The 11,376-nt window shown below is 62.9% G+C and carries 10 protein-coding genes and 1 pseudogene; 5 read left to right on the forward strand and 6 right to left on the reverse strand.

Translation table 11 applies throughout. The annotated features are described in order from the left end of the window. Window positions 1-16 precede the first annotated feature (16 nt). Both LWE61_RS04525 and LWE61_RS04535 read right to left on the reverse strand, forming a co-directional pair. Window positions 17-1,347, reverse strand: a pseudogene (locus LWE61_RS04525) (MFS transporter). A gap of 186 nt (window positions 1,348-1,533) precedes the next feature. Beyond that, window positions 1,534-2,886 (reverse strand): hypothetical protein, encoded by a 1,353-nt coding sequence (locus LWE61_RS04535; RefSeq protein WP_234148843.1) that lies wholly within the window; start codon window positions 2,884-2,886, stop codon window positions 1,534-1,536. A 121-nt stretch (window positions 2,887-3,007) separates the two neighbouring features. On the opposite strand from LWE61_RS04535, the gene LWE61_RS04540 reads away from it, so the two are divergent. Both LWE61_RS04540 and LWE61_RS04545 read left to right on the forward strand, forming a co-directional pair. Continuing rightward, complete coding sequence (locus tag LWE61_RS04540) at window positions 3,008-3,649, forward strand: TetR/AcrR family transcriptional regulator (RefSeq protein WP_234148844.1); 642 nt, start codon at window positions 3,008-3,010, stop codon at window positions 3,647-3,649. Window positions 3,650-3,873: 224 nt separating this feature from the next. Beyond that, entirely contained in the window at window positions 3,874-4,773 is a 900-nt protein-coding gene (locus LWE61_RS04545) for an SDR family NAD(P)-dependent oxidoreductase (RefSeq protein ID WP_234148845.1), read from the forward strand. Between the two features lie 5 nt (window positions 4,774-4,778). Here the strand turns inward: LWE61_RS04545 and LWE61_RS04550 are convergent, their stop codons facing one another. Then, complete coding sequence (locus tag LWE61_RS04550) at window positions 4,779-5,180, reverse strand: 2Fe-2S iron-sulfur cluster-binding protein (protein WP_234148846.1); 402 nt, start codon at window positions 5,178-5,180, stop codon at window positions 4,779-4,781. On the opposite strand from LWE61_RS04550, the gene LWE61_RS04555 reads away from it, so the two are divergent. After that, entirely contained in the window at window positions 5,179-6,051 is an 873-nt protein-coding gene (locus LWE61_RS04555) for an HpcH/HpaI aldolase/citrate lyase family protein (protein ID WP_234148847.1), read from the forward strand. The two genes, LWE61_RS04550 and LWE61_RS04555, sit on opposite strands and share 2 nt — an antisense overlap. Window positions 6,052-6,158: 107 nt before the next feature. On the opposite strand, the gene LWE61_RS04560 is transcribed toward LWE61_RS04555, so the two are convergent. The 3 genes from LWE61_RS04560 to LWE61_RS04570 all read right to left on the reverse strand — a co-directional run bounded on the left by LWE61_RS04560 (window position 6,159) and on the right by LWE61_RS04570 (window position 9,536). Continuing rightward, on the reverse strand, window positions 6,159-7,382 hold the full coding sequence (locus LWE61_RS04560) for a dihydroorotase (RefSeq protein WP_234148848.1): 1,224 nt from the start codon (window positions 7,380-7,382) through the stop codon (window positions 6,159-6,161). Next, window positions 7,373-8,335, reverse strand: coding sequence for an aspartate carbamoyltransferase catalytic subunit (locus LWE61_RS04565; protein WP_234148849.1), 963 nt, complete (start codon window positions 8,333-8,335; stop codon window positions 7,373-7,375). Before LWE61_RS04565 ends, LWE61_RS04560 begins: the two co-directional genes overlap by 10 nt. Window positions 8,336-8,603: 268 nt before the next feature. Next, window positions 8,604-9,536, reverse strand: coding sequence for a glutaminase (locus LWE61_RS04570; protein ID WP_234148850.1), 933 nt, complete (start codon window positions 9,534-9,536; stop codon window positions 8,604-8,606). 158 nt (window positions 9,537-9,694) lie between these two features. On the opposite strand from LWE61_RS04570, the gene LWE61_RS04575 reads away from it, so the two are divergent. Both LWE61_RS04575 and LWE61_RS04580 read left to right on the forward strand, forming a co-directional pair. After that, entirely contained in the window at window positions 9,695-9,952 is a 258-nt protein-coding gene (locus LWE61_RS04575) for a GlsB/YeaQ/YmgE family stress response membrane protein (protein ID WP_234149067.1), read from the forward strand. Window positions 9,953-10,186: 234 nt separating this feature from the next. Beyond that, window positions 10,187-11,371: an efflux RND transporter periplasmic adaptor subunit gene (locus tag LWE61_RS04580; protein WP_234148851.1), complete on the forward strand. Its 1,185-nt coding sequence runs from the start codon at window positions 10,187-10,189 to the stop codon at window positions 11,369-11,371. The last annotated feature ends 5 nt before the right edge of the window (window positions 11,372-11,376 follow it).

Genomic DNA, 11,376 nt, shown 5'->3' on the forward strand with positions numbered 1-11,376 from the left:
ACATTGTCAGCTACCGTCACCGCCGCACTTCACATCCTCCGCCAGTTGCGCCGCCGCTGCCCGGTGGTGCGCCGCATAATGGCGGCTGGCGAACCAGAACATCAGTGCTGCAGGAAAGGCCAGCAGCAGCGCGATCATCATTGCGATGCGCAGCGATCCCTCGCCATATTCGGGGCGCAAAACATCGCTCAGCGCACCGACCAGCGCCGGTCCTACGCCCATGCCGACCGCTTGCATCACCATGAACATTGCCGCCGCCATGGTGGCCCGCGCCAAGACCGGCGGCAGGCTGACGACCAGCGACAGCAGGGGTGAGGAGAGCAGGCCACTCACGAAAAAACTGCAAGCCGATGACAGGGAAGAATATCCCAACCGGTCCGGCGAAGGCGAGGAGGGACAGGCCCGCAGCGGTCAGTACGATACAGGAGCCTAACCAGAACGGCCAGCGCATGTCGCGGCGCGAGAGATAGTCGGAGAAGGGGCCGCCGACCAGATGGCCGATCAGCGATCCTGTACCCATCGCCGCGCCCAGCGCGCCGCCGATCACGGCCGGGCTGAGGCCGTGGGTGCGTTGGAGAAAGGCGGGTATCCACCCCACCAGTCCCGACGCCAGCAAAGTTTGAAGCGTGGCGCCTGCCACCAGAAAGGGCAGGGTGCGAATCTTCACCAGCATCTTCAGCGTCACCAGCAGGCCGGGTTGCGCAAAGGACCGGGTGATGCCGTCGGCCAGCCCCTTGGCGATGTTGCGCACGGTCAGGAGGATCAGGGGGCCGAGGATGATTCCCGGCACGCCGGCGCACATCAGCACGAACCGCCAGCCGTGCTCCTCCAGCGTCCATCCGCCAAGGCCGAGGCCCGCGGCGACACCGATCGGCGCGCCCATCAGATAGAGGGACATGGCCGATGCGCGCTGGCGCGGCGGGAACATGTCGCTGATGAGGGCCTGCGCGGGTGCGGCGGCCCCGGCCTCGCCAAACCGACGCCGACGCGGGCCAGGAACAGTTGCACGAAGCTTTGGGCCAGACCGGAAACGGCGGTCATCACGCTCCATACGCTCACCGCCACGCCGATGACCATCTTGCGTGAGGAACGGTCGGCGAGGCGTGCGATGGGGATGCTGGCGATTACGAAAGTCAGGGCAAAGGCCATGCCGGTCAGCGCGCCGATCTGCTTGTCGCTGAGGCTGAATTCATGGCGGATCGGTTCGACCAGAATGAACAGGATTTGGCGATCTACCGCTGCTACCGCCGCGACGAAGATCAGCAGCAGCAGGACATAGCCGCGATAGGCGAGGCTTGGCGGCGCCTCCGGAGGCGATTCTCGGCTATCCCGCGTCTGTTCCTGCATCCAGCCATCTTCCCGACTGTACGGAGTAGACGAAGCATGTGTGTCATGACCATGGAAAACTACCGTCACGGATAGTGATGGCTGCTCCTGGTGGATTACAGCCTTGCCAAATAGGAATCGTGGCGCGCCATGCTTCCTTGCACGGCGCGTCACGGAAAGGCTCAGGGCAAACTGGTAACGCTCAGGTCAGGCGACGCCGCGCACATAGGCGTCTACCGTACCTGCACAGCCGATCTTGTCGTCGCCTTCCAGGTCGGCATAACGCTGCACATTGTCGCGGATCGTCGGCCCCTTGTGCCCACAGGCGCAGGGACGGAAATCGATCGCGACCTTGTCGCCGGAAATCACGCCACCCCAGCGACCGTCCAGCGACAGGTCGAAGAAGGCCGCACGCCCCTCATATTCTTGGGTCTGGTCGAGCGGCAGGAGGTTGTCACCGCTCTTGTCGAGGATCAGCGGCACCAGCCATGGCGGCAGGTGATAGCGCCCGCCCTTCTGGCACTTGGGCATGCCGGACTGGAGTTCCTGCATCGAATAATTCTGGAAATTGCGTTCGGGGCGGATGTTGAACGTGTCGAACACGAACTCCTGATAATCGTCGGGCAGCACGGCCCGCTTCAGGCCACCGCCGACATAGATGGAGTTTTCGGGGTTGAAGTCCTTGGCGCTATAGCCGCGATCCCGCACCGCCTTGGCGATCTGGTACAGGTTCGCCCACAGGCCACCGACGTGGATCTTGCTCTCGCGCGCCTTGATCAGTTCGTCGGCGGTTCGCTCCACGCCCTCCTCCAATGCCTTGGCGCGAAAGGCGGATGTTGCCTCGAAATCGGCGATGTCGCTGGGCTTGGCCGTGCCTTCCGCCATCGCCTTGCGCAGCACCACCATCTTGGTGATCGCGCCGACGGTCAGGGGCGGAATGGGGAACTCCCATGGGGCATAGTTGGGATCCTGCAACGCCTCGCGCTGGCCGACGCTGCTGTAATAGTTGCGGGGGACGGAGGCGATGGCGCCGGTGCCAAACATGCGGCGGTCCTTGGCGGGCTTGATCCCCGAACCCCAGCTATAGGCCTTGATCGTTTCCTTGCTGACCCGCTCCATGTCCTTCATCGACGCGACCAGCATGGCCGACTTGCCGGTCGTACCGCTGGAGCAGGACACGAAGAAACCATTGTCGGACAGCTTCGTCACCCAGTCGTCGACGTCGGCGGCATCCTTCACCTTGTCGACTGGCACGCGATAGGTGGAGACGGTGTCCATCCACTTGGACAGGCGGTCCCACCGTTCCTCGCGCAGCCAGTTCTCCGGATAGCTTTTGTAGGCGGTGTGGGGCAGCAGCAGCGGCACGATATCCTCAAAGCTGCGGACCTCACTGATGCCTGCTTCCGCCGCGCGATGGCCGACCAACTTGATCGCGTCCTTCCGCTCCTGGAACCGCTCGTTCATCGCCTCGATCTGAACGTCGTGCACGTCCGCATGGGGGATATTGTAGCGATCGTCCGAGTCGATCAGCTTTGTCAGTCGTTCGACAGCCTCGCCCATGATATTTTTTCCTTTAACTCGTGCCTTGCCGGCCTATAATAATGAAACCGATACGTTTCGTTATCTTTGATTCGGTCCGAAAGGCAAGAAAATTCTGCGCGACGATTCCCCCGATGCCGCCTTGGCCTCTCCCCCCGCCCGGTCCCGCCTAGGTCGCCCGACGCGGGAGGAGGCGGAACAGCGCCATGCCGACATGCTGGAGACGGCGCTCGACATGTTTCTGGAAAAAGGCTTCGAGCAGACGACCATAGAAGCCATTGCTACTGCGCTGGGCATGACCAAGCGCACCATTTACGCGCGCTATGAGGACAAGGCCGCGCTGTTCAAGGCTGCGGTGCAGCAAGCCATCGAACGCTGGATCATGCCGCAGGACCAACTGGAGGCGCTGACCGAGAAAAGCCTAGAGGAGGCCTTGCTCGCCATTGCCCGCCTGCGCGTGGCCCATGTGCTGACGCCGCAGGGGCTGAAGATGCAGCGTATCCTGACAGCCGAAGCCTACCGCTTTCCGGAGATTTTCGCGTCTGCCTATGATCAGGGCAGCAAGCCGGTCATCGCCTTCCTGTCCGGACTGCTGCAACGCCATCATGACATGGGCGCAATCCATGTGCCGCGACCGTTCATGGCGGCAACGGTCTTTCTGGGCATGGTGGTCGGCGGTCCGACTCGCACCATCGCCCTCGGCGCCAAATTCGACCCGCAGGATGTGGAGGACCGGTTGACCTTCAGCGTCTCCCTGTTCCTCGACGGGGTAAGGTCGCGCTGAAACCATGCGGAACAGGCCCGTGCCATGGTCCCGGCGAAGAGGGATGCGGGCGGGCCACAGGGACAAGAAAATTGGGATAAGAGAGTGAGGATGCGGGTGGACGACGCAACAGCAAGGGGCGCTGTCGGCCGCACCGCCACCGCGCGCCCTCCCCGCTACCGTGCAGCGCCGCGCCATTCTCGCGTTCCAGACTATCGACACAATATAATCCGTCAGGAGAGAACATGACCCAGAATCGACCCGTCGCCGTCATTACCGGCGCCAGTTCCGGCATCGGCAAGGCCACCGCCAGGGCGCTGCTCCAGCAGGACTGGCACGTCATCGCCCATGGCCGCGATCCCGCTCGCACCGACGCCGCCGCCGAGGAATTGCGCGCTTCCGCCGCACCCCAGGCGCGGCTCGACATGGTGCGAGGCGATCTTGCCCTGCTCTCCGACACGGCGCGGCTGGCGGACGAAATTGCGGGACTGACACCGCGGGTTCATGTCCTGCTGAACAATGCGGGCGGCACGCGCGCGGACCTTTTCATCACGCCGGAGGGGAATGAGGCGACCTTTGCGGGCAATCATCTCGGCCATTTCCTGCTGACCGATCGACTGTTGCCCTTGTTGCGCAAGGCGGCCGCGGAGAGCGCGCCCGGCACGGTGCGGATCGTCAACACCAGTTCGGCGGGGCATCTCGCGTCCCCGCCGATCGACTGGGACGATCTGCAATATACCCGCGACTGGCAGTCCGGGCGGGTCTATTGTCTCGTCAAGCTCTACAATGTGCTGTTCGCCAATGAACTGGCCCGGCGGCTGGCGGCGGACGGCATCGTCGCCAATTCCATCCACCCCGGCACCATCGGCAGCAATTTCGCCAATCACTGCGAACCGGGCATGAAAGCCTATATGGAGAGCCAGGATCTGCGCTCCCCGGAGGAAGGGGCGGATACGCTCATCTGGCTGGCCACTGCGTGCGAAGCTGGCAACAAGACCGGCCTCTATTTCCATAAGCGTGAAGTTAGCCCGGTTTCCGAACAGGCGGCGGATGCCGATGCAGCGCGGCGGTTGTGGGATGAGAGCGAGGCTCTGCTCGCCAAGGCAGGCTATCCCGCTAAGGCGACGGCGTCCCAGCCCTCATAGATGTCTCAATCCTCGTAGATGAAGGTGACATGCGGCGAGGTGGGGATGGCCTGACAGGTCAGAATATAGCCATCGGCTCTCTCTTCCTCGCTCAGCACGTTATTTTCGATCATGGTGGCGGTGCCCTTGGTCACGCGCGCGATGCAAGTGGCGCAGGCCCCGCCCAAACAGGAAAAGGGTGGATTGACCCCTGCGTCCAGCGCCATGCCAAGGAGCGCAGCGCCCGGATCATAGACCATGTCCACGGTCTGGCCGCGCCTGATGATGGTGAGGGTGATGGGTGCATCGCCAATCGTCATGGCTGTGCCATCGTCCAGCGGAAAGCCATCGTCAAGGGCATAGCCGTATGGGGTCTGGTCCCACATCGCCGCGAACGCTAAGGCCAGCGCAACAGGAGACTTCGCCATGATCGCCCCCGACCGTCCGCGCCGCAGCGCGCTCTACCTCCCCGCCTCCAATGCCAAAGCGATCGCCAAGGCACGCACCCTGCCCGCCGATGTCGTCATCCTCGATCTGGAGGATGCCGTCGCGCCGGAAGCGAAGGCGGAGGCCCGCGCCGCTGCCGTAGCCGCTGTGCGAGAAGGTGGCTTTGGCGACCGGGAAGTGGTGATCCGTGTCAATGGCCGGGCGACCGAATGGGGAGCGGACGACCTTACGGCTGTCGCGACGTCCGGGGCAGATGCGATATTGGTGCCCAAGGTCGACGGGCCGGAGGATATTGCGGCCTATGATGCTGCCCTGTCCACCGAGCCTGTGGCGACCCAGCTTTGGGCTATGATCGAGACATGTGCCTCTGTCAGCAAATTGTCAGAGATTGCAGCCAGCGCCGCGACGACACGCCTGTCGCTTTTTGTCATGGGCACCAATGACCTTGCAAAAGAGATGTGCGCTCGTCTCACCCCGGAACGCACGCCCTTCCTGCCGATCCTGAGCCTGGCCGTTGCCGCTGCCCGTGCGCATGGCGTGGCGCTGCTCGATGGTGTGTGCAACGAGTTTCGTGATTGCGATATCTTCCGCGCGGAAGCGGAGCAGGGCCTGCTGTTCGGTTTTGATGGCAAGACCGTGATTCACCCCGACCAGATCACGCCCTGCAATGGGGTCTTCTCTCCCAGTGAAGAGGAACTGCGCTGGGCCGATGCGGTAATTCATGCCTTCACCTTGCCCGACAATGCGGGAAAGGGAGTAATCAAGGTGGAGGGGAAGATGGTGGAACTTCTCCACCTTGATCAGGCGAAGCGGCTCACCGCCGTGGCTGCACAGATTGCTGCGCGAGGGTAGGTAAGGTTGGCGGATGGGTGAACGGACCTACGCAATTGTGGGCACCGTCCATCCAGCCTCCAAATCAGTACCAAAGCCGAATCCCGTCCACGAGGATATCCTATCGCCTAGTAGAAAATCCCGCCCTTCATCACCTTGCGTACGCGGCCTTGCACGGGCAGGCCGTGGAAGGGTGTGTTACCCGCAGCTGCCGCCATCTTGCGCGAGTCCACGCGCCAGGGCGTTTCGGGGTCGATGAAGATAATGTCCGCAGGTGCGCCGGGGGTCAGGCTGCCCGCGTCCAGCCCCAGTAGTCGCGCCGGATTGGCCGCCAGCAGCCGCATCAGTGCGGGCAGGGTCAGTTGTCCTTCCCGCACCAGATTGAGGGAGAGGGCGAGCAAGGTCTCAGCGCCCGCCATGCCCGGCGCGGCATCCTCGAACGGCAGGCGCTTGTCCTCCGGTCCGCGTGGGTCGTGGCTGGAAGTGATGACGTCCACTGTCCCGTCCGCCACCGCCGCAATGGTTGCCTGTCGGTCGCTTTCCGACCGTAGCGGCGGGGACAGGCGGGCGAAGGTGCGGAAGTCGCTGACCGCCGCGTCGCTCAGGAACAGATAGGCCGGGCTGGTGCCGCAGGTGATAGCTAGCCCGTCCGCCTTGGCTGCGCGGATCAGGGCGAAACCCTCCGCGGTCGTGACCAGCCGGAAGTGCAATCGTGCGCCGGATATGCGGGCCAGAGCAATGTCGCGGGTTATCGCGATAGCTTCGGCGCAGGATGGCGCGGCGGGAAGGCCAAGGCGCGTCGCCGTTTCCCCTTCGGTTGCGATGGTCCCGGCGGTCAGCCCGGCATCTTCTGCATGGGTGACGACGGTCAGGTCGAGCGCGGCGGCATAGCGCAGCACTCGCAGCATCACGCCCGCATCAGCAATGGCGGCGCGGCCGGTGGCTACGCCGCGCGCGCCCGCTGCCTTCATCATTGCGATTTCGGCCAGATCCTTGCCCGCCAGCCCACGCGTGGCAGCGGCCAGGGGGTGGACCCAGAAGTCCGGTTTGCCGCCGCGCCCGGCGTGCTGGACCAGACCGGGATCGTCCAGCGTCGGGGACGTGTCGGGCATCAGTGCGGCACGGGTGATGCCACCGAAGTGGAAGGCGGGCTTGTCCGTCTTGAACACACCCAGATCGATGATGCCGGGCGCGACGACCAAGCCCGCAGCGTCGATCCGTTCCGCGTTGACGGGTATAGTGGCGGGATTCACTGCCTCTATCACCGTATCGCGGATCAGCAGCGTGCCATCTATGATGATGTCAGCGGCCGGATCGCACAGCCGCGCATTTTCAATAGCGATCATGCCCATCCTGCTACTCCCCGTGACCGCCGTGTCAGCACGTCGAGGCAGGCCATGCGCATGGCGACCCCCATTTCCACCTGTTCGGTAATCGCCGATTTTTCGGGATGATCCGCGACACTGCTCAATATCTCCACGCCCCGGTTCATCGGGCCGGGATGCATGACCAGCGCATCCGGCTTGGCTAGTGCCAGCCGTTCCGGCGTTAGCCCATAGAGCGCATGATATTCGCGGCTGGAGGGGATGAAGGCACCATCCATCCGTTCATTCTGGAGGCGCAGCATCATTATGACGTCGGCATCGCGCAGCGCGGCGTTGAAGTCATGGAAGGGTGCTACCCGATAACGTTCGATCTCGGCCGGCATCAGCGTTGGCGGCGCGACCACCCGGACCTGCGCGCCGAGCGCAGTTAGGCACAACATGTTGGACCGTGCGACCCGGCTGTGCAGCACATCGCCGCAGATGGTGACGATCTGGCCCTCCACGCTGCCCTTGCGAGTGCGGATGGTGAGAGCGTCGAGTAGCGCCTGAGTCGGATGCTCATGCCGACCGTCGCCCGCGTTGAGCACGGGACAGTCGACCCGGTCGGCGATCAGGCGGACTGCGCCCGACGATTGGTGACGGATCACGATCACGTCGGCACGCATGGCGTTGAGCGTGACGGCGGTGTCGATCAGCGTCTCGCCCTTTTTCACGCTCGACTGGGCGGCATGCATGTTGATGACATCCGCGCCCAGCCGCTTACCTGCAATCTCGAAGGACAGGAGCGTGCGCGTGCTGTTCTCGAAAAAGGCGTTGATCTGGGTCAAACCCTCCAGACGCCCGTCATGTTTGCGGCTGGCGGCGCGATTGAGGGCGACCCAATGCTCAGCCTCGTCAAGCAGATATCGGATTTCATGCGGGGCAAGGCCTGCGATACCGAGCAGGTGCCGGTGCGGAAAGGGTGTGGATGGCGATGTCATTAAAGCCGCTCGATAGCCGAGGCATCGCTGCGGGGCAAGGGCAGGGCAAGGGGTTTTGGCAGGGCGCACGGCGCTGTCGGGCCAACGGCTATTGCGTCGCCGAAGAGCGCGGCGGCCATGGGATCGAGCTTGCACCGGGATTACCCGACGAACATGGGCCAATGTCCTTGGCGACTTAAGTTGTTCCTATGTCTGCCGGGAATTCATCCGCACGGTTTCTCGATCGGGTTTCAATACAGCAATGACATCCGTTGGCCGAATAGGTTGGTTATGTGGATGCTGCGCGGAAAATCGACCAGCCGGTCTCCTCCGCCAGCATCTGTAACGCCAGCGTGCCCAGCTTCGAATTTCCATTCTCGTTCAAACCGGGCGACCATACAGCGATGCTCGCGCGGCCCGGTACGACCGCCAATATGCCGCCGCCGACGCCGGACTTGCCCGGTATGCCGATGCGGAAGGCGAAATCGCCGCTCGCATCATAATGGCCGCAGGTCAGCATAAGCGCGTTGATGCGCCGTGCTCGCGCCGGGGAGATGACCCGTCCTTGTTCCGGCAATCGCCCGTCCAGCATCAGGAACCGGCCCGCCTGCGCCAGTTGTGTGGCGGACAGGGCGAGGGCACACTGGTGAAAATACACTCCCAGCACCAGATCGACCGCATGACGCAAATTGCCGAACGCTCGCATGTAATTGGCTAGCGCCATGTTGCGAAAGCCGGTGTCCTGCTCGCCCTTTGCAATATCTTCGTCGATGAAGATGCTGTCGTCATCCGCCAGGAAACGCACGAAACGGAGCATTTCGCCGATCGCTTCGCGCGGCTGGTGGTTGCCCAAATTCACGTCTGCCACCACGATGGCGCCAGCATTGATGAAAGGGTTACGCGGGATGCCCTTCTCTGCCTCCAATTGTACGATGGAGTTGAAGGCGCTGCCCGACGGTTCGCGCCCGACCCGCTGCCAGAGCTGGTCACCAACCTTGCCCAGCGCCAGTGTCAGCGCGAAGACCTTTGATATGGATTGGATGGAGAATGGCGTGTCGGCATCCCCGCTCGCCACTTGAGTTCCGTCCGCGAGCGTGATGGCCAGACCAAACCGTGCCGGGTCGATCCGGGCGAGGCCGGGAATATAGGTGGCGACGTCGCCCCGATCCTCTTCAGCGGAGATCCTGCCCCTGATTCTGTCGATGAGTGCCTGCAGATCCATAGGTGCCTTTTCCCGGCTGTCCGTCCTGTTCCATATCCATGCCCACCGATTTTGCACAGCGTTGTGGCGTGGGAACCCTTCATCCCCATCGCGTGTTTGAAGCCACAGGACAGGAGGGCCGCCGGACATGGCGGAATCCTCAAGAGATGGAGGACGGCATGGGACTTATTCTTTGGCTTATCATCGGCGGTGTCATCGGCTGGCTGGCCAGCATCATCATGCGGACTGACGCACAGCAGGGTATATTCCTGAATATCGTCGTCGGCGTGGTTGGTGCCTTTATCGGCGGCCTTCTTTTTTCCGGTGGCAATATCAATAATGCGCCCTTGACGATCACGTCCTTCTTGGTGTCGCTGGTCGGTGCGGTCATACTTCTGGCCATCGTCAATCTGGTGCGTCGCGGTTCGTTGCGCTGAGACCAGCCTGCCAGACATGTTTGGCGACAATATCGCCCGGCCGGGAAACTGGCCGGGCGTTTTGCTTACTGGTATTGGATATTAACCAGGTTTAAGGGATGGATCGGCACTGATATGAACGGACCGATAATCGTGCAGTTTTTGCACAAGCGAAATAAACGGCTTGAGCGAAGTGCTGTGCAAGGATAATACAGTGCCGGTTAAACGGCGCCATGCGCGACAGGCTTCAGGCATATGAACTACGAACCCAAGCTCGCGGGCGATTTGCAATCCGCCGGACGCGATGGCGATGATGAAGATCGCGTTCGCGCGCGTCGTCGTATCTTTCGCACTGCCGGTATCGGCGTTGCTGTGATCCTTGTTCTAGCGCTCTGGGTCGTTTGGACCAAGACGCATAATGGCGCAGATGGTGCAAACGATGGGCCTGAAATTCCCAGCGTCACCGTGATCGCGGCTACGAGCGGCGCAGTCGGTCGGTCGGCAAGTGGGACGGGCGCCTTGGCAGCGCGGCGTGATATGCCGGTCAGCGTGGTGGGTGAAGGTGGCCGCGTTCTCGCAGTGCAGGTGGAGCCGGGAAGTTGGGTTCGCGCCGGACAGACACTGGCGACAATCGAACGCTCGGTGCAGACCCAGCAAACTGCGTCCCTCGCCGCACAGGTGGATGTCGCCCGCGCCGACGCCAAACTAGCGGAGGCCAATCTGACCCGCGCCCGTGCATTGGTCGGCAACGGTTTTATCTCCAAAGCCGATCTGGAGACGCGGATCGCGAACCGGGATGCCGCTGCAGCTCGTGTCAACGTTGCCATCGCCCAGCTTAATCAGGCCCGTGCTTCCATGGCGCGCCTTGATGTCCGCGCGCCCGCCGATGGGCTGGTTCTTACCCGCACAGTCGAGGCGGGGCAGGTGGTTTCAGGTGGGTCGGGCGTCCTGTTTCGTATTGCCCTGAAGGGCGAGATGGAAATGCAGCTTGCCCTGAACGAGGGGGATATTGTTGGTATCAAGGTGGGAGACCGTGCATCCGTCGTACCGGTGGGGGCCACGGCGCCTGTCATAGGCACAGTATGGCAGATATCCCCCGTCGTCGATCCGCAGACCCGGCAGGGTGTGGTACGCATCCTGCTGCCCTACGATCGTTCGCTTCGCCCCGGCGCTTTTGCCCAGGCGAGCGTCGCGATCTCCAGCGTTCCCGGTGTATTGCTGCCGGAATCGGCGGTGCAGAGCGACGAGAAGGGTAATTTCGTCTATGTCGTGGATGGACATAACTTGGTGGTGCGTCGCCCGGTTGAAACCGGGACCGTCAGCGATGCGGGTGTTTCCGTGGTCAAGGGGCTTTCCGGTGGAGAGCGGGTGATCGCGACTGCCGGCGGTTTCCTGAGTGCCGGCGACAAGGTGAAGCCCGTGCGCGCCAGCGCGCCCTGACGGAG

The sequence above is a fragment of the Sphingobium sufflavum genome (assembly GCF_021403115.1).
In the GTDB taxonomy this organism is placed as follows: Bacteria; Pseudomonadota; Alphaproteobacteria; order Sphingomonadales; family Sphingomonadaceae; genus Sphingobium; species Sphingobium sufflavum.

Bases quoted from the DNA above. Each gene is read 5' to 3' on its own strand.
- LWE61_RS04535 (WP_234148843.1), bottom strand. From the start codon at position 2,886: ATGGGCGAGGCTGTCGAACGACTGACAAAGCTGATCGACTCGGACGAT.
- LWE61_RS04545 (WP_234148845.1), top strand. From the start codon at position 3,874: ATGACCCAGAATCGACCCGTCGCCGTCATTACCGGCGCCAGTTCCGGC.
- LWE61_RS04555 (WP_234148847.1), top strand. From the start codon at position 5,179: ATGATCGCCCCCGACCGTCCGCGCCGCAGCGCGCTCTACCTCCCCGCC.
- LWE61_RS04550 (WP_234148846.1), bottom strand. From the start codon at position 5,180: ATGGCGAAGTCTCCTGTTGCGCTGGCCTTAGCGTTCGCGGCGATGTGG.
- LWE61_RS04560 (WP_234148848.1), bottom strand. From the start codon at position 7,382: ATGGGCATGATCGCTATTGAAAATGCGCGGCTGTGCGATCCGGCCGCT.
- LWE61_RS04565 (WP_234148849.1), bottom strand. From the start codon at position 8,335: ATGACATCGCCATCCACACCCTTTCCGCACCGGCACCTGCTCGGTATC.
- LWE61_RS04570 (WP_234148850.1), bottom strand. From the start codon at position 9,536: ATGGATCTGCAGGCACTCATCGACAGAATCAGGGGCAGGATCTCCGCT.
- LWE61_RS04575 (WP_234149067.1), top strand. From the start codon at position 9,695: ATGGGACTTATTCTTTGGCTTATCATCGGCGGTGTCATCGGCTGGCTG.
- LWE61_RS04580 (WP_234148851.1), top strand. From the start codon at position 10,187: ATGAACTACGAACCCAAGCTCGCGGGCGATTTGCAATCCGCCGGACGC.